The following is a 15,904-nucleotide window of genomic DNA, read 5'->3' on the forward strand; positions in this document are numbered from 1 at the left end:
TCTGGGCCGTGTTCGTCTCGAGCCTGCTCGATCGCATCGTGGACGCGGCGCTCGCCGAAGATCTGGAGGGCGGCGACCTCACCACCGAGGCCACCGTGCCCGCCGACGCCCGCGCCGTGGCCCGCGCGGTGGCGCGCAAGGATCTGGTGGTTTGCGGCGGTGACGTTTTCGCGCGGGTGTTCTACCGCGTCGACCCCGGCGTGCGCGTCGAGCGCCTGCTGGACGAGGGCGCCGACGCAAAGCGAGGCGACGTGCTCTGGGTCGCGGAGGGCAGCGCGCGCTCGCTCTTGATGGCGGAGCGCACCGCGCTGAACTTCGCGCAGCGTTTGAGCGGCATCGCGACGCTGGCGCGCGCCTACGTGCGCGCCCTGCCGCCGGGCAGCAAGACCCGCGTCACCGACACGCGCAAGACCACGCCCGGGCTGCGCGCGCTGGAGCGCTACGCCGTGCGCACCGGCGGCGCGCACAACCACCGCGACACGCTGGGCTCGGCGGTGATGATCAAGGACAACCACATCCAGGCCGCCGGCGGCATCGGCGTCGCCGTGGAGCGGGCCCGCGCCCGCGCGCCCCACACCTCGAAGATCGAGGTCGAGGTGGCCTCGCTCGCGGAGCTCGACCAGGCGCTCGAGGCGGGCGCCGACATCGTGATGCTCGACAACTTCGCCGAGGCGGACGTCGCGGCGGGCGTGGCCAAGGCCAAGGGCAAGGCTCTGGTCGAGGTCTCGGGCGGCATCACCCTCGAGCGCATCGCGAAGCTGGCGGCCGCCGGCGTGGACGTGATCAGCTCCGGCGCGCTCACCCACTCGGCGCCGAGCGCCGACATCGCGCTCGATCTGGAACGCCTGGGATGAGCGCGTTCGACCGGGCGCGCTTCCTCGCCCTCTGTCGCGAGCGCGGCGTGGGGCTCGGCGAGCCGCTCAGCGCCGTCGCACAGACCGGCTCGACCAACGACGACGCGATGGAAGCGGCGCGAAGCGGCGCGCCCCACGGCGCGACCTTCGTCGCCGACGCGCAGACGCGCGGGCGCGGGCGGCGCGGCGCGCGCTGGACCTCTCCGCCGGGAGAGAACCTGCTCTGCTCGGTGCTGCTCCGGCCCGAGCTCTCGGCTGAGCGGGCCGGGACCCTGACCCTGGCCGTGGGGCTCGCGGTGCGCGACGTCGTCGCTCGGCGCGTGACCGGCGCCGTGCGCGTGAAGTGGCCGAACGACGTGCTGGTCGGCGACGCGAAGCTCGCGGGCATCTTGCTGGAGAGCCAGCTCGAAGCGGGTCGCGTGTCTGCGCTGGTCATCGGCGTCGGTCTGAACGTCGCGATGCGCGAGCTTCCGAGCGAGCTCCGCGGTATCGCGACCTCCCTCGCGCTGGAGGGCGATCCCGACCCGAGCCGCGAGGAGGTGCTGGTCGAGCTGCTCGCGGCGCTGGAGCGTCGCCTGGCCGTTCACCTGCGCGACGGTCTCCGGCCCGTGCTCGACGAGCTGCGTTCCTGCGACGCTCTCCTCGGCCGGCGCGTGCGCGTGGATCACGTGACCGGAACGGCGGCGGGGATTGCCGCCGACGGTGCGCTCGTCGTGCGCGCCGACGACGGCGAAGAGGCGCACGCGCGCTCCGGCGGGGTCGAGCTCGTCTGAGCCGCGACTCTCGGCGCCAGAGCTGTGCCAGTGTGCCAGTGGCTCACTGGGAGCTCCCGCGAATTTCCCAGGATTCTCTCGCGGCACACCGATTGCTGAGGGCCCCGCCATGACCAAGCTGCTCGCCGTTTCCACCCTCGCCCTGCTCGTGACCGCCGCCTGCGGCGGCAAGACCGACGACAACGACGCCGCTGGCGGTACCGGCGGCGGCAGCACCGGCGGAACGGGCGGCGGCGGTACCGGCGGCACCGGCAACGTCGGCGGCGGCGGCACCGGCAACGTCGGCGGCGGTGGCACCGGCGGCATGCCGCAAGAGTGCGCGGTGCCCACGACCGAGCCGGGCCCCTACCCCACCAAGATCCGCTTCGTGAACCCCATCGGCCCGTCGCTCTGGATGCGCGAGGACTGCCAGCTGAACTGGGATCTGTACTCGTGCGCGGACGGATACCAGACCGAGGTCCCGCACAGCGCGGACTGCATGGCGGAATGCAGCGAGACCGGAATGGGCTGCATCGCCTGCGGCGCTTGCATGATGCAGGCCATCGAGGTCACGAACGCGAAGCCCGTCGAGACCGAGTGGAGCGGCTACACCTACCAGTACGGTGAGAAGAACGGCTGCCAGTGCTACACGAAGCTGAGCCCGCCTCCCGGCAAGTACGCCATCCGCGTGCCGGTGTTCGGCTCGAAGGACGACGCGGAGAGCTTCAACGCGGGCTACGACGCCTGGGGCTACTTCGAGCTGCCGGCGAAGAACGGCGTGGTCGAGATCACCCTCGCTGCCCTCGCCGGTAACTGATCACGCCGCCTCGGCCAGCGCCTCGAAGCTGACCTCGCGCAGGCTCTCCGCCAACAGGCGCCGCCCGCGGAACAAGCGGCTCATCACCGTGCCCACCGGGACGCCGAGCATCGCGGCGGCGTCCTTGTAGGAGCGCTCGTCGAGATCCACCAGCCGCACCACGTCGCCGAACGGGCGCGGCAACTCGGCGAGCGCGCGCTCCACGCGGGGCGACAGCGCCGTCATCGCCGGGCCGGACTCGGAGTGCGTCCACGCGCAAGGATCGGTGGTCAACGACTCGAGCGCGCGGCGCTCGCGGCGCAACCGACGGCAGCGCGTGACGAACACGCTGAACAGCACCTGCTGCATCCAAGCGCGCAGGTTCGTGCCGGGCTGGTAGCTGGACTCGAAGCGCAGCGCCCGCTCCACCGTGTCCTGCACCAGATCCTGAGCCTCGTTGGCGTTCAGGCAGAGCTTGAGCGCGCGGGCGCGCAGCGCGGGCAGGATCTCGGTGATTTCGTCGCGCAGCGGGCGGGTCGGGATCTGGGTCTGGGTGAGCATCGGGGGAATCGGCCTCCGAGCGCGGCTCTTCGCAAGCCACGTGCCAGGCTCGAGATCGCAAGAATCCCCGCGTTTTATCGGGATCTCGCGCGTCCCCGGGGACGCAGGGGGCGTGTCAATCTGGCATCGCGGGGGCGCCGGCTGCCAAGCGGGCAGGTGTCAGAGCAGCCGCGGGAGCTCAGCCAGAGCGTGCGGCAGCGGCAGCACCCGGATGGCGCCTTCGCTGAACGCCTTGGTCCCGGCGTACACGAGCGTACAGGTCGCGGAGGGGTAGTCCGCCGCGAAGGCCCGGAGGCCGTCGTAGTCCGAGCTCCGGAGCCGTGACGCTCGCTTGGCTTCGAAGGCGTGCAGGCCGCGCTCGCCGTACAGCACGAAATCCACCTCGACGCCCGTCGCTGTGCGCCAGTAAAACATCTGGTAGCCCAGATCTCGATAGTCGTTGTGGGCCCGCAGCTCCTGGAGCAGGAGCGTCTCGAACGCCGGACCGTCGATCTCGTCCGGTGAGTCGAGCGGCCCCCGCGGGCGGACCGCGCGGTAGACGCCCGCGTCGAACAAGTAGAACTTCGGGTGCGCCGTCACTCGGCGCTTGGCGCGGCGCTGGAAGGCCGGAAGGCGCACGCCGAGGAGGAGGTCTTCCAGGATCCCCACGTAGCCTTCCACGACCTTGCGCTCGACGTGGCAATCGCGAGCCACGGCCGACACGTTCAGCAACATCCCCTGAGAGAAGCTGATGGACTCGAGGAAGCGCGCGAACGCTGCCAGGTTCCGGGTCAGCCCTTCCTGCATCACCTCTTCGCGCAGGTAGGTCTTCACGTAGGTCTTGAGGAACGCCATCGGATCGGCGTCCACGTAGGCGCTCGGGAGCTGCCCGAAACGCAGCGAGTGCTCGAGCTCGAAGTCGCCGCCCAGCTCGGCAGCGGTCAACGGATGCATGGTCATCGAGAGCGCGCGCCCCGCCAGCAGGTTCACGCCGCGGCTCCGCAGCTTGCGAGCGCTCGACCCCGTGAGCCCGAACTTGATCCGTCGCGTCTCGATCAGGCGGTGAACCTCGTCTAGCAACGCGGGGATCCTCTGCACCTCGTCGACCACGACCCAGCCCCGGTGCTTCGGCGGGATCTTGGCCTCGAGCCGGGAGGGCGACGCCAGGAGCTCCGTGTAGAGGTCGGACTCCAGGAGATCGAGGTACACCGCGTCGGGAAACGCGCCCCGGACCCACATGGACTTCCCGGTGCCGCGCGGGCCGAGCAACAGGAAGCTCTTCCTGGGGGCACGCAGCAGTCTGGAGTACATAACTCCAATTTACACAATTTTCTGGAAGTGCTCCCTCCGATTCACTCGGAGGCACCCAGCAGCCGAGCGAGCACCCCCGGCACGCCGTCCGCCACCTCGTGCGCGACCAGGCCGCGGTCCGCGCCGCGCTGCTCGACCCACCGCTCCGCGGAGAGCGCGTGCACGTGCGCGCCGAGCATGGCCGCGAGCCGCGGCGGCGTGGTCTTGGCGAACGCCGCGATGACTCCGGCGAGCACGTCCCCCGCGCCGGCCGTGGCGAGCGCCGGCGAGCCCGCGGCGGTCACCAGCGGCAGCTCGCCGGGAGCGCCGACCAGCGTACGCGCGCCCTTCAGCAGCACCACGGATTGCGTCAGCTCGACGGCCCGGGCGAGGGCGCCGAAGCGATCGCGCTCCACGTCCGCGGCGCTCGTGCCGAGCAGCCGCCCGAGCTCGCCGGGGTGCGGCGTGAGGATGAGCTGGCCGCGAGCCCGCGCGAGCTCCGCCGCACGACCCGCGAAGGCGCTGAGCGCGTCGGCATCGACGACCTTCGTGCCGTTCCAGGTCAAGACCACGTGCTCGGCGACCCGCTGCGCGCGTTCGTCCAAGCCGAGCCCCGGGCCGACGACCACCACGTCCGCGCGCGCGAGACACTCGTCCAGCGAGGCCTCGAGCAGGGCGGGATCGATGCGCGCGGTCATCTCCTCGAGCACGCGTTGGTCCAGCGTGTCCGCGGCGTCGGGGAAGGTGCAGATGGTCGCGAGGCCCGCTCCGGCGCGCAGCGCCCCGCGGGCACAGAGCAGCGCCGCGCCCGTCTTGCCGGCGGAACCGGCAACGGCGAACACGTGCCCCGCCGAGCCCTTGTGGGTCGCCACGCCGCGCGGGACGACGAGCTCGCTGGCGTCGTCGCTCTCGAACAAGAGCGCCGAGCAGCCGACCTCGCGGAACAGCTCGCCGGGCACGCCGATGTCCACGACGTGGACGTCGCCCGAGTGCTCCGCACCCGTGGGGGTGAGCAGGCCGAGCTTCAGGTGGGCGAAGGTGACGGTGTCCGCGGCTCGCACCGCGACGCCGAGCACCGCGCCGGTGTTGGCGTCGAGCCCCGAAGGGACGTCCAGGGCGAACACCCGCGCGTCGCTCTCGTTGATCGCGCCAATCACCTGCGCGAGCGCGCCTTCCACCGCGCGATCGAGGCCCGTGCCGAGCAGCGCGTCCACGATCACGTCCTCCGGACCGAGGGCGGCCAGCGCCGCCGACAGCGCCATCACCCCGGCGTCGTCGGTCACCGCCGTCACGCGCCCGCCGAGCCCGCGCCAGGCGTCGTGGTTCACGCGGGCGTCACCCTTCAGGTGCTGCGCCTCCCCCAGGAGGTACACCTCCGCGGGGTGGCCTTGGGCGAGCAGCCGGCGCGCAACCACGAAGCCGTCGCCGCCGTTGTTGCCGCCGCCAGCCACGATCACGATCTCTGCCTGCCGGTCGCCGAGCGCGCGGAGCACGATGCCTGCCGCGTTGCGCCCGGCGTTCTCCATCAGGATGACACCCGGCACGCGGCACGCCTCGATGGCGTGGCGGTCGAATTCGCGCATCTGCTCGCGGGACAGCACGGGGATCATGCGCCACCTGCCTCGAGGACGACCACGGCGACGGCCACGCCGCCGTCGTGGCTGATGGAAACCAAGCTTCGGCTCACCGCCAGGCGCTCGAGGTGGGGCAGCGCCGGACCGTGCGCGACCAGCTCCGGCGCGCCGTTCGCCGCGCGGCGCACCTCGACGTCGTGCCACCACACGTCCTTCGGAGCGCCGAGCGCCTTGCTGAAGGCCTCCTTCGCCGCGAAGCGTCCGGCCAGCGCCGTGGCGCGGTCCGCCTTGCGCGCCGCGAGGTCCACGCGCTCGCGAGGCGTGAGCACGCGCTCCCAGAACCGCTCGCCGAAGCGCTCGAGCGCGCTGGCGATGCGGGGCACGCTGCACGCGTCGATGCCCAGGCCCACGATCATGCGCCTCTCGCTCGGTCGATGGCGGCGCGGAAGTCGCGCACGGCGGCGGGCAAGCCCACGAACACTGCGTCCGCGATCACGGCGTGGCCGATGTTCAGCTCGACGATCGGCTCGATGGCGGCAACGTCGCCGACGTTGTGGCGGGTGAGCCCGTGACCCGCGGCCACCTCCAGGCCGAGCTCCGCAGCCCGGAGCGCGCCCTGCCTCAGACGCTCCAGCTCCGCGGCCCGGGCCTGCCCGGTCAGGTGGCAATACTCCCCGGTGTGCAGCTCGATCTGCTCCGCGCCCAGGGCGCGGCTGGCGGCGATCTGCTCGAAGTCCGGCGCGATGAACAGGCTGAGCTTGATGCCCGTCTCGCGGCACATCGCCGCGACCTTCTCGACGGCCGCCCGCGTGCCGATCACGTCGAGCCCGCCCTCCGTGGTGCGCTCCTCGCGCCGCTCGGGCACCAGCGTGATCACGTCCGGGCGCACGCGCCGGGCGATGGCCGTCATCTCGTCGGTGGCGGCCATCTCCAGGTTCATCAGCGTGGTGACGGCCGCGCGCAAACGCTCCACGTCGTCGTCCTTGATGTGCCGCCGATCTTCGCGCAGGTGCAGCGTGATGCCCTGAGCGCCGGCTTGCTCGCAGAGCTGGGCGGCGAAGACCGGATCGGGGTAGCGCGTGCCGCGCGCGTTGCGCAGCGTCGCGACGTGGTCGATGTTGACGTGGAAGCGGATCACGCCGGGAGCATACTACCGCGCCGCGGGCGGAACGGCGGAAAGCGCGGGGATTGGGGCGGGCAGCTTGGGGCTCGCGCGGCGCCACGCCGGCAGCCACAGCCTGAGCTCGTAGCCCAGGCGAGTCACCGGGATCTCCGCCGACACCGGCGCGACCCACCAGGCGCACAAGGTGATGACGCCGGCGCCGAGCCAGCCCGCGCGCCGTCGCTCGTCGAGCAGGCGGGCGAGCTTGCCGGCGACGAGCACCACCCCGAAGCCGTAGGCCGGGAGGTAGTGGTACACGTACGAGTCGCGCCGAGACACCACCCAGGGCAGCACGGGCAGCGCCCACAGGCAGAGCGCCCAAAGCTCGCCCGGGTCCACGGCGCCGATGGTCGAGAGCGGCGTCGGACGCGCGCGGAGCTTGGCCCGCCCGCGCTCCCAGAGGGTGGAGAGCGCGGCGCCGGCGCTGGCGATCACGGTCAGGCTCACCGCCCACCACAAGAGCGGGTTGCCCATGGAGCTCATGCTGCGCACCACGCCATCGACTTCGGAGAAGCGCATCGCGACCGGCTTCGTCGGGACGAGCCAGGCGTACCAGCTCGACACCAGCGCGTGCTTCATCTCGGTGAGGCCCGCGTGGTGGACGAACAGCGCCCGCGTGGCGGCCATCACGTCGGGCACGCCGTGCGGCTGGTGCCCCAGCACGAGGCCGTGCCGGTAGACCAGGAAGTAAGCCAGCGGTGCGAGCCCGAGCAGCGCCACGCTCCATCGCGGCGCTCGCCCGAACAGCGCGACCGCCGCGATCGGCGCCAGCATCACCACGACGTTGAACTTGACCGCGCAGCCCAGGCCCATCAGCAGCGCTGCGAGCGCGATCTGCCAGGCGGTCTTGGCGCGCACGATGGCGCAGGCCGTTGCCAGCGTGAACGTGGCGACCCAGCCGTCGAGGAGCGCCGCCCGCGAGTAGGCGACGAAGAAGCCGTCCCCGGCCACGAACGCCGCGGCCAGCGCGCCGGCCCGCCAGCTCCGGAACAGCCTCGCCGCGAGCAGCGAGGCGAGCGCGATGTTGAGCAGGCCGCTGACGAGCGCGGGCAGGCGCCAGCTCAGCGAGTGATCGCCGAACCAGTGGATGGACTGGGCGATGAGCAGCTTGCCGAGCGGCGGGTGGTCGTTCAGATCGCGCTGACCTTGGAGGAGGTTCTGCGCGTTCCGCACGAAGTGGTGCTCGTCCCAGCCCAGGCCGGGCGGCTCGCCCAGGTTCTGCACGCGCAGCCAGGCGCCGATGGCGACCGCTACCGCGCACCAGCCCAGGAGGAGCAGGTCCAGTCTCTTTCGTGAGCCCGGCACGAGGCGACTCTCTACCAGGAAAGGGCGCCAACCGTCGCTTGTCGCTGCAAACCTCGGGTTGGCACCCGGACCCGCCGAATTCGCCGACAAATGCCCACACTTCCCCTGGTTCGACCCTTGCACTCTTCGCGCACGTGCGCCCGCTCCACCTGCTTGGTCTGCTCGCGATCGGCACCCTCTCCGCTCGGGCCCAGGCGGCTCAGCCACCGCCAACGCCCAGCTTCGGCAAGAGCTGCGATCCCTTCGCCAGCTACGACGCCCAGGACACCTGCGATCCCACGGCCAAGCCCGGCGTGGTGAGCTTCAAGGATCTGATCCTGAAGACCTACTCGAGCACCGGCGACTACGGCATCACGCGCGCTTGCAGCAGCGGCGGTACCAGCGAGCACAAGGAAGGCCGCGCCTGGGACTGGAAGGTCAACTACTACAACACCGCCCAGCGGGACATCGCGGACACGGTCATCGACTGGCTGCTCGACACCGATCAGCACGGCAACGCCTGCGCGAACGCCCGTCGCCTGGGCATGATGTACTTCATCTGGAACAGCAAGATCTGGGGCGCCTATCGCTCGCCGAACGCCTCGTGCGCGACAGCGGGCTGGAAGGCGTACACGGGGACCAACCCGCACACCGATCACGTGCACATCAGCTGGGCCTGGACCGGCGCCAAGAAGCAGACCACCTGGTGGACCGCTGCCCTACCGCCGGAGCCGGTGAACGCGAAGCCGAAGGGCTACCTGGACGGCGCGAGCTGCGAGCGCGTCTGGGGCTGGTCGCAGGACACGGACGCGCCGGCGAAGAGCATCGCGGTGCACCTGTACTTCGGCGGACCGGCGGGCGACGCCAGCGCCAAGGGCGTGCCCATCGACGCCAACATCGATCGCCAGGACCTGTGCACGCCCCTCGGCTCCTGCAAGCACGGCTTCGAGGTCGCCTCGCCGCTCTCGCTGCACGACGGCAAGCCCCACGCGGTTCACGCCTACGGCATCGACAGCGCCGGCGGCGCCAACGCCGAGCTCCAGCAGAGCCCGGCCACCCTCGACTGCGAGCCGGTCATCCCCGCCGGCGTGCGCCGGCTGGTCAAGGACATGACCAGCTTCGACGACTGGGGCTTCTCGGAGTTCTGGGACGTGATGCCCGTCGCCGACACGGCTCTCGCCGCCATCACCGAGGATGCCGCCTTGCCAGACAATCCGCTCCTGGTGCAGTCCGACGACGGCAGCCCCGAGGTCTGGGTCATCGACGGCGAGGTCCGCCGGCATGTTCCGGATCCGGCGGCCTTCGACACCTGGGGCTTCGACTCCGCGGCCATCGTGAAGTGGGCGGCCAAAGATCTGGAAGCCCTGCCGGTCGGACCGAAGCTGCGTTCGCGCCCGGTGCTGGTGCGCGGCAGCGGCTCGGAGATCTACCTGATGGACGACGCGCTGCCCAAGCCCGCACCCGCGGGCAGCGGCGGGTCCGGCGGAACCGGTGGCAGCGGCGCCATCGACCCGAGCGGCGGGAGCGGCAGCAAGACCGCGGCAGGTCCGGGCCAGAAGACCAAGGTGCTGTCCGAGGATGCAGAAGGCGGTTGCGCCTGCCGCACCACGGGCAGCGCTCCGAGCTCGGGCTTCGGCGCCTTGGCCCTGCTCGGCCTCGGCCTGGTCGCGGCTCGACGCCGGCGGGTGCGCGCGTGAACGCGAGACGCGGAGCGCTGCTGGCCCTGGCGCTCGGCCTGGTGGCGGCAGCGGTCTGGCTCGGCTTCGGGCGAGCGAAGCCGCGGACGACGGCGGCGGCGAGCGCGACGCCCGAGCGCACGGCGAGTGAAGAGCGCCCGCGCCGCACGCGGTCCGAGCGCCCGCGCCCACCGGCCCGCGAGACGCGGGAGGCCTCCGTGGCGACGACGAGTACCGCGGCGAGCGCGGCGCCCTCCTCCCCCCGGGTCCGCGCGCTCGAGACCACGGTGCTCCAGGCCGCGGTGCGCCACGACTGGGTCGTGGTGGACGAGCAAGACACGCCCTGTCCGCCGCAGAAGGTGCGTATCGTGTTCGACGCACCGGGAGATCTCGGCGGCTACCAGAAGGGCGCGTACTTCGAGCCGCTCGGCCCACCCGGCGACAGCGACGTCGAGGTGAACGGCCTGCTCCTGTGCGAGGGCTCCACGTTCCTGTATCGCGGCTTCGAGGCGTATTGGCGAGCGGATCGCGGGGTGTGGGAGGTGTTCCCGTTCCCGGTCGTCGAGTGACCACGGCGCGCCGCCTCCGCACACGTTCGACCCGATTGACGACGGGCCGCGCGCCGTCTTGACTCCCCGCCGATGTCCTCGACCGTGGCGCAGTGGGCCACCGTGCTGCTCTGGCTCGGTCTCGCGCCCTTCCTGTTCTGCTCTGGGACAACGGGCGAGTTCCACGCAGGCGCGGTCGTGGACGTCGACATCACTCTGGTCAGTAGCGACGTGCACGGCCTGGCGTGCAGCCTCGACGACGCGCCCTGGGGGTACGCCTGCAAATACCGCTCCGGGGGTAGCGTCGAACAGCCGAACGGCGCGCTGATCCCGTGCCTCACGGTCGACCGCCGCGATCTGCTCGTGCCGAACCTGTTCGCCGTTCCTGCCATCGCCGATCGCGTCGCGGCGGACGAGGTGGTCGGCTTGCCTCGCGAGGCGCGCGAACGCTTCATCGCGAGCTGCCGCGTGAGGGTGCTCGCTCGGGTGCGCGGAGTGCGCCGGCGTTTCGCTGCCGGCGGCGAGTTCGAACCACCGATGAGCTCCTGGCTCGTGTCACCGATGGCCTGCACCGTGCGCCCAGACCGGCGCTGAGGTCGAATGAGCGCCAGATCCCTGCTCCGACGACTGCGCGCCCCAGCCCCCGACGCCCCGCTGGTGTTCGCCTGCCTGGTGCTGATCGTGTTCGGAGTCGTGCTCCGCGCACAGCGGCTGCACTTCCCTCGCGGCTTCAGCTGGGATGAGCACCACTTCGTCCTGAACGCTCGCAACTACCTGGCGGGGCTGCCCGATCTGAACGACCACCCCCCGCTGGGCAAGCTGCTCTTGGCGCTTCCGATGCACCTGCTCGGCGACAACTCGGTCGCCTGGCGGCTCGCGCCGTTCCTGCTCGGTTCGCTGAGCATCGTCCTGGCGGGGCTGCTCGCCAGCTGGGCTACCGGACGGAAGACCAGCTTCTGGATCGGAGCCGCCTTCGTCGCGGCAGACGGTTTTCTGATCGCGTACTCGCGCACTGCGCTGCTCGACGGCATGCTGGCGTGCTTGTGCCTGGGCGCCGTGGTCGTGGCCGTGCGCTCGAGATCTGCGCTGGGCGTCGCGGCGGCTGCACTGCTGCTCGGCTCCGCCTGCGCGATCAAGTACAGCGCCGTGGTGTTCGTGCCGGTGCTGGTTTGGGCAGCGCTCTCGAAGCGCTCGCCGCTTTTGTCGTCGCTGACGGTGATGCTTGCGCCGGCTGCCTATGTCGGGTGGTTCAGCATTGGCCTCTGGATGGCGAAGCGGCCGTTCGGCATTTCCGGGGTCGTGTCAGAGACGAAGCGGCTCTACTTGCACCACGCGGGCCTGACGCACTGGAAGCACCCGCTCTTGTCTCACTGGTACGAGTGGTACCTGCCCACGCGCCCGCTGCCAATGCGCAACGACCCGATGAGCGACGGCCGCACGCGGATCATGACGTCACTGGGCAACCCGCTGCTCTGGTGGCTGGTGGACGTGGCCGTGGTGTTCGCCGCGCTGTCGCTGCTCGTCGCCGGGCTCCTGGCTCTCAGGAAGCACGGCCTCCGCGCCGCGGTCTCCAGAGTCCGTGGCATCTCGGGCGCGGGCTCGCGCCGCCTGCTACTGCTGGTGTGCTGGTGTGCCCCGATCGCGCCGTGGCTGATCTCGAACAGGGATTCCTACCTCAACCACTACTTGCCGGCCTACGCTTTCGGGTTGGTGCTGGTCACCACGCTGTTCGACGAAGTCCGGAGCCGCTTCCGCACCGCCGGGCTCGTCGCGCTCCTGATCGTCGGGCAGGTCTCCTTCTTCTACGCCCCGGTCTGGGGACAGCTGCCGCTCTCACGGGCCGGCGTCGAAGCCCGGCTCTTTCTCACGCGCTGGCGCTGACGCCTTGACTCGGCCCGCCGCCGCGTTACGGAAGGATGCTCGTGACCGCGACCGCAGCGCCTTCGGCCATCACGCCCCTCGCGGGCGTCCCCCCGCGGGCGCGCCACGCGGTGTTCGCGTTGATCGCCTTCGTGGCCCTGTCCAACGCCGTCGGCACGGCGCTCTCGCCCTACCTCGTGGTGGAGCACCCGCTCTGGCTGGTGGCCATCTCGCCGGAGGGCCGGCACGTGGTGCTGGCCGCGCCCAACGTGCCCGCGGCGCTCCTGGTGGTGGTCGGCACTCTGCGCCGCCTGCTCGGGATCGTGGCCGGCTTCGGGCTCGGCCTCTTGTACGGGGAGGCGGCGGTGCGCTGGGCTGAGCAACGCGCGCCGCGCTTCTCGCGGATCATCCTGTTCCTGGAGCGTATGTTCACGCGCTTCGGCGTGTACCTCTTGTTCTTCGTCCCGCTGCCGTCCATCGGCGTGCTCGCCGGCGCGGCCCGCGCGCGCTGGCCCTGGGTGCTCGTAGCGGGCGCGGCGGGGCAGCTCCTGTGGATGACGCTCACCGTCTACTTCGGCGAGGCGGTGTCGGGCTGGACCCGGCCCATCCTCGCGTTCCTGTCGCGCCACCTGGTCGAGAGCACGATCGTGGCTGCGGCGCTGGTCGGCCTGCAGCAGCTCGTGGCGTACCAGAAGCGCAAGAGCGCACGAGTTCCGGAGAGCTGAGGCGAGGTGGTCGTGGTACCTTGCTCTTCGTGGCCGACACGGAAGCAGAGCTGACTCGACGCCTCGAATCCGTGCCGGAGATCCTGTTTGCGCTGCTGTTCGGCTCTCGCGCGGCGGGTACGCCCCGCGCCGATTCGGACTGGGACGTTGCCGTATTCCTGTCCCCGGCGCTCTCCGCGGCAGAACGCTTCCGCCTGCGAGCCCGGCTGAGCGGTGAGCTCGGCGACCTCGGACAGGTCGACGTCGTCGTGCTCAACGACGCGCCGCCGCTGCTCGCGCACCGCGCGCTGCAAGGGCGCCTCCTCACGGTGGCCGATCGAACGGCCTACGTGCGGTTCTTCGTGGCGACGGTGAGCGCGTCCGAGGACGAGCGCTACTTCAGGGAGATCCACGACCGGGCACGGCGGGAGAGACTCGAGGAGGGCCGCTTTGGTCGATCGTGAGGTCTTCGCCAGGAGGCTCGCCAGGCTGGAGGAGCTCCTGACCAGCCTGCGAGAGCTGGCCAGCGTGGAGCGAGAGACGTTCCTGGCCGATCGCGCCTTGCAGGCGCAGGCCGAGCGCTGGCTCCACCTGGCGGCGGAGTGCGCGCTCGATCTGGCGAGTCACCTGATCGCCGACAAGGGCTGGCAGACGCCCGTCACCTACCGCGAGGCGTTCAGAACTCTGGAGCAGCGCGGCGTGCTCCCTCCAGACCTGGCGAAGAAGATGGAAGGCTGGGCCGGCTTGCGGAACGTGCTCGTACACATGTACCTGGACGTCGACCACGCGACGATCCACGAGATCCTCCGGAACGACCTGGACGAGCTCGAGGCGTTCGCGAGGGCGGTCGCCGGAGCCACCTGACTCACTTCGCCACGTAGTCCGAGCTGAGCGGCACCGCCGCCTTCGCCGGGCTGGGCTTGTAGGTGGTCGAGGAGCCGTAGCCCGCCTTGGCCTTCTTGTAGGCGTTCACGTTGCCGGCGCTGGTGTTCTTCTCCTCGGCCTTGGCCCGATCGATCTCGCGCATGAAGCCGCCGACGTCGGCCGCGACCATCGGCGGAGCTGGCTTCGGGGCAGCGCCGCCGCGGGCGGTGAGCGCGTCGCTCGCCGCGGTGTTCGCCAGCGTGCCCTGAAACAGCAGGAACAGCTCGTGGCTGGCGAACCAGCGCACGCCACGCACCTGGCCGTTCACCGCGTAGGCCATGCCGACCAGCTCGTCGGACGGCCGCGCCTTGCCGAGCGCCTGCGAGATCCGCTTCGAGAGACCCTCGCGCGCCGCCTTGACCTCGGCGTCGTCCAGCGTCGCCATCAGCGTGCCCGAGGCCTTCTGCTTGCCGTGCGCCGAGTTGACCTTCGCGACCTCCGCCCAGACCTCGCCCTGGCTCGACTCGTATTGGCCCGCGGCGCGCACCTTCGAGTTGGCGAGCGCCTCGACGGCCTCGAACTTCCCCTGCGTCCCGACGCCCTCGCGCTCGCCGGTCCAGCGGCCCTGCTCCACGCAGAACGCGTCCACGGGCACGGTGGTCCGCGCCGCCACCACGAAGTCCTGAGCGATCTGCCGGTCCTGATTGCCGCCCTTCACCACGGTTCCGGCCAGCACGTAGATGGCCTTGTCGCCGTGATTGGCGATGACCAGCGTGTTCACCACCGGACCGGAGCGCTCTCGCCCGTGGCGAGTGTGGCGCGAGCTCGACGGGGCAGCCTCCTCGGCTCCCACCTCCCGCACCTCGGCAGCGCCGGCGCCCAGCGCCGCGGCCAGCGTCGTCATCGGGCCGGGATCGGTCTGTGTGGCGGAGAAGATCGGGAACAGCGTCAGATCTTCGAGCACAATCGGCTCGCCGATCCGCACACCTCCGTCCGCGGCCACGGCGACGGGGGAGGAAGCGTCGCCGGAGTGGCCCCGGCGGTTCTTCACGGCGTGGGCAGCAAATGCGATCAGTCCAGCACAAAACACCGCGGCGACCGCGTAGACCAGGCTACGGCCTCGAGCACTCATCGGACCCTCCAGGCCCGGGCTTCGAGCGCGCGCGGGCTGTCCCATGGAACGCGCCAGCGCGGAGAAAGATTTGGGGGCGTTGAATATTTCGTGGCTCGGAATCGGCCCGCGTCGTCCCTTCGACCAGCTCCAGGCCGCCCCGCGACCTACAACGCCATCAGCTCGGTCCAGAACAAGGCGTGCCCCAAGGCCCGCTTCACCTCCGGAATCCGGGGAACGGGGAGCACGGTCATCAAACGACCGATGGAGCGAACCGGTACGAGATGAACGTTGTCGAGCTTTGCCGCGCAGGGCTTGGGCATCCCGTCACGCGTGCCAAGGCGCACCTCCTGCGGAATGCCTCGTACGGTGGTGGTCACTTCCGCGGCGAGCACCTTCGACAAGTAGGCGTAGGCCGGTGTTCGACTGAGCAGCAACAAAGGACGCAGACCGACGGGCTCTGGAAGCCGCACCCAACGGATCTCGTACTGCCTCATCGACCGCCCTTGCGAACGCCCTTGCGAACGCGCGCCGTACCCGCGCTGCGGGTGCGGCGCGCGCGAGGTGACGCTTCGGGTGCGTCGAACCCGCCGTGCGGCAACGGTTCCCACGCCGCAGCATCGAACGCCGGAGGGTCGTGGTCGGGCGTGACCAGGTAGGCCTGCCGCGTCTTCTCCTCCTCGAGCTCCCACAGCGCGCGCTGAATCGCCGCGCGGATGAAGGCAGATCGCTTGCGTGACTTCGCCGGTGCCGCGGCCTCCAGCCGCCGGAAGGTCTCCCTGTCCAGCTCTATGAGTATCTGCATAGGCTCGAGTATATGGACGCGGCACGCGGCCGGCAACGCGGCACGCGGCCGGCAACGTCGCACGGGCGGCGGGACGACGGACGA

At 71.0% G+C, this 15,904-nt stretch carries 19 protein-coding genes; 10 read left to right on the forward strand and 9 right to left on the reverse strand.

Annotation, left to right across the window (positions count from 1 at the left end; translation table 11 throughout):
- Positions 1-8 precede the first annotated feature (8 nt).
- The 3 genes from nadC to HS104_21025 all read left to right on the forward strand — a co-directional run bounded on the left by nadC (position 9) and on the right by HS104_21025 (position 2,423).
- Positions 9-854, forward strand: a complete 846-nt coding sequence (gene nadC, locus HS104_21015; protein MBE7482450.1) for a carboxylating nicotinate-nucleotide diphosphorylase — start codon at positions 9-11, stop codon at positions 852-854.
- Entirely contained in the window at positions 851-1,627 is a 777-nt protein-coding gene (locus HS104_21020) for a biotin--[acetyl-CoA-carboxylase] ligase (GenBank protein ID MBE7482451.1), read from the forward strand. Before nadC ends, HS104_21020 begins: the two co-directional genes overlap by 4 nt.
- A gap of 109 nt (positions 1,628-1,736) precedes the next feature.
- Complete coding sequence (locus HS104_21025; protein MBE7482452.1) at positions 1,737-2,423, forward strand: hypothetical protein; 687 nt, start codon at positions 1,737-1,739, stop codon at positions 2,421-2,423.
- Here HS104_21025 and HS104_21030 read toward each other — a convergent pair whose 3' ends face one another.
- The 6 genes from HS104_21030 to HS104_21055 all read right to left on the reverse strand — a co-directional run bounded on the left by HS104_21030 (position 2,424) and on the right by HS104_21055 (position 8,273).
- Positions 2,424-2,963 (reverse strand): RNA polymerase sigma factor, encoded by a 540-nt coding sequence (locus HS104_21030; protein ID MBE7482453.1) that lies wholly within the window; start codon positions 2,961-2,963, stop codon positions 2,424-2,426.
- 159 nt (positions 2,964-3,122) lie between these two features.
- Positions 3,123-4,253, reverse strand: a complete 1,131-nt coding sequence (locus HS104_21035; protein ID MBE7482454.1) for an ATP-binding protein — start codon at positions 4,251-4,253, stop codon at positions 3,123-3,125.
- Between the two features lie 41 nt (positions 4,254-4,294).
- On the reverse strand, positions 4,295-5,842 hold the full coding sequence (locus tag HS104_21040) for an NAD(P)H-hydrate dehydratase (GenBank protein ID MBE7482455.1): 1,548 nt from the start codon (positions 5,840-5,842) through the stop codon (positions 4,295-4,297).
- Complete coding sequence (acpS, locus tag HS104_21045; GenBank protein ID MBE7482456.1) at positions 5,839-6,222, reverse strand: holo-ACP synthase; 384 nt, start codon at positions 6,220-6,222, stop codon at positions 5,839-5,841. Before acpS ends, HS104_21040 begins: the two co-directional genes overlap by 4 nt.
- Positions 6,219-6,944 carry a pyridoxine 5'-phosphate synthase gene (locus HS104_21050; GenBank protein ID MBE7482457.1) on the reverse strand — a complete coding sequence of 242 codons (726 nt, stop codon included), beginning with the start codon at positions 6,942-6,944 and terminating at the stop codon, positions 6,219-6,221. The genes acpS and HS104_21050 overlap by 4 nt, the downstream gene beginning before the upstream one ends.
- A gap of 12 nt (positions 6,945-6,956) precedes the next feature.
- Entirely contained in the window at positions 6,957-8,273 is a 1,317-nt protein-coding gene (locus HS104_21055; GenBank protein ID MBE7482458.1) for a glycosyltransferase family 39 protein, read from the reverse strand.
- Between the two features lie 1,088 nt (positions 8,274-9,361).
- Here HS104_21055 and HS104_21060 point away from each other — a divergent pair.
- The 7 genes from HS104_21060 to HS104_21090 all read left to right on the forward strand — a co-directional run bounded on the left by HS104_21060 (position 9,362) and on the right by HS104_21090 (position 13,904).
- A complete protein-coding gene (locus tag HS104_21060; GenBank protein MBE7482459.1) occupies positions 9,362-9,949 on the forward strand; it encodes an MYXO-CTERM sorting domain-containing protein in 588 nt (195 codons plus the stop codon).
- Positions 9,946-10,497 (forward strand): hypothetical protein, encoded by a 552-nt coding sequence (locus HS104_21065; protein MBE7482460.1) that lies wholly within the window; start codon positions 9,946-9,948, stop codon positions 10,495-10,497. Before HS104_21060 ends, HS104_21065 begins: the two co-directional genes overlap by 4 nt.
- Positions 10,498-10,569: 72 nt before the next feature.
- A complete protein-coding gene (locus HS104_21070) occupies positions 10,570-11,070 on the forward strand; it encodes a hypothetical protein (protein ID MBE7482461.1) in 501 nt (166 codons plus the stop codon).
- Positions 11,071-11,076: 6 nt separating this feature from the next.
- The gene (locus tag HS104_21075; GenBank protein MBE7482462.1) at positions 11,077-12,357 is read left to right on the forward strand and encodes a phospholipid carrier-dependent glycosyltransferase; all 1,281 of its coding nucleotides are present in this window, start codon (positions 11,077-11,079) and stop codon (positions 12,355-12,357) included.
- Positions 12,358-12,398: 41 nt separating this feature from the next.
- The gene (locus HS104_21080) at positions 12,399-13,061 is read left to right on the forward strand and encodes a hypothetical protein (GenBank protein ID MBE7482463.1); all 663 of its coding nucleotides are present in this window, start codon (positions 12,399-12,401) and stop codon (positions 13,059-13,061) included.
- Between the two features lie 29 nt (positions 13,062-13,090).
- Positions 13,091-13,504 (forward strand): nucleotidyltransferase domain-containing protein, encoded by a 414-nt coding sequence (locus HS104_21085; GenBank protein ID MBE7482464.1) that lies wholly within the window; start codon positions 13,091-13,093, stop codon positions 13,502-13,504.
- Positions 13,491-13,904 (forward strand): DUF86 domain-containing protein, encoded by a 414-nt coding sequence (locus HS104_21090; GenBank protein MBE7482465.1) that lies wholly within the window; start codon positions 13,491-13,493, stop codon positions 13,902-13,904. Before HS104_21085 ends, HS104_21090 begins: the two co-directional genes overlap by 14 nt.
- 1 nt (position 13,905) lies before the next feature.
- Here the strand turns inward: HS104_21090 and HS104_21095 are convergent, their stop codons facing one another.
- The 3 genes from HS104_21095 to HS104_21105 form a co-directional block, all read right to left on the reverse strand.
- Entirely contained in the window at positions 13,906-15,036 is a 1,131-nt protein-coding gene (locus tag HS104_21095) for a hypothetical protein (GenBank protein MBE7482466.1), read from the reverse strand.
- A 146-nt stretch (positions 15,037-15,182) separates the two neighbouring features.
- Positions 15,183-15,512, reverse strand: a complete 330-nt coding sequence (locus HS104_21100) for a type II toxin-antitoxin system PemK/MazF family toxin (GenBank protein MBE7482467.1) — start codon at positions 15,510-15,512, stop codon at positions 15,183-15,185.
- Positions 15,509-15,820, reverse strand: coding sequence for a hypothetical protein (locus HS104_21105; protein ID MBE7482468.1), 312 nt, complete (start codon positions 15,818-15,820; stop codon positions 15,509-15,511). The genes HS104_21100 and HS104_21105 overlap by 4 nt, the downstream gene beginning before the upstream one ends.
- Positions 15,821-15,904 lie beyond the last annotated feature (84 nt).

The sequence above is a fragment of the Polyangiaceae bacterium genome (assembly GCA_015075635.1).
Classification (GTDB): domain Bacteria; phylum Myxococcota_A; class Polyangia; order Polyangiales; family Polyangiaceae; genus JADJKB01.

What these genes read in the sequence shown, in the direction of transcription:
- HS104_21020 (MBE7482451.1), top strand. Translation starts at nt 851, where the DNA reads ATGAGCGCGTTCGACCGGGCGCGCTTCCTCGCCCTCTGTCGCGAGCGC.
- HS104_21025 (MBE7482452.1), top strand. Translation starts at nt 1,737, where the DNA reads ATGACCAAGCTGCTCGCCGTTTCCACCCTCGCCCTGCTCGTGACCGCC.
- HS104_21030 (MBE7482453.1), bottom strand. Translation starts at nt 2,963, where the DNA reads ATGCTCACCCAGACCCAGATCCCGACCCGCCCGCTGCGCGACGAAATC.
- HS104_21035 (MBE7482454.1), bottom strand. Translation starts at nt 4,253, where the DNA reads ATGTACTCCAGACTGCTGCGTGCCCCCAGGAAGAGCTTCCTGTTGCTC.
- HS104_21040 (MBE7482455.1), bottom strand. Translation starts at nt 5,842, where the DNA reads ATGATCCCCGTGCTGTCCCGCGAGCAGATGCGCGAATTCGACCGCCAC.
- acpS (MBE7482456.1), bottom strand. Translation starts at nt 6,222, where the DNA reads ATGATCGTGGGCCTGGGCATCGACGCGTGCAGCGTGCCCCGCATCGCC.
- HS104_21060 (MBE7482459.1), top strand. Translation starts at nt 9,362, where the DNA reads ATGACCAGCTTCGACGACTGGGGCTTCTCGGAGTTCTGGGACGTGATG.
- HS104_21070 (MBE7482461.1), top strand. Translation starts at nt 10,570, where the DNA reads ATGTCCTCGACCGTGGCGCAGTGGGCCACCGTGCTGCTCTGGCTCGGT.
- HS104_21075 (MBE7482462.1), top strand. Translation starts at nt 11,077, where the DNA reads ATGAGCGCCAGATCCCTGCTCCGACGACTGCGCGCCCCAGCCCCCGAC.
- HS104_21095 (MBE7482466.1), bottom strand. Translation starts at nt 15,036, where the DNA reads ATGAGTGCTCGAGGCCGTAGCCTGGTCTACGCGGTCGCCGCGGTGTTT.
- HS104_21100 (MBE7482467.1), bottom strand. Translation starts at nt 15,512, where the DNA reads ATGAGGCAGTACGAGATCCGTTGGGTGCGGCTTCCAGAGCCCGTCGGT.
- HS104_21105 (MBE7482468.1), bottom strand. Translation starts at nt 15,820, where the DNA reads ATGCAGATACTCATAGAGCTGGACAGGGAGACCTTCCGGCGGCTGGAG.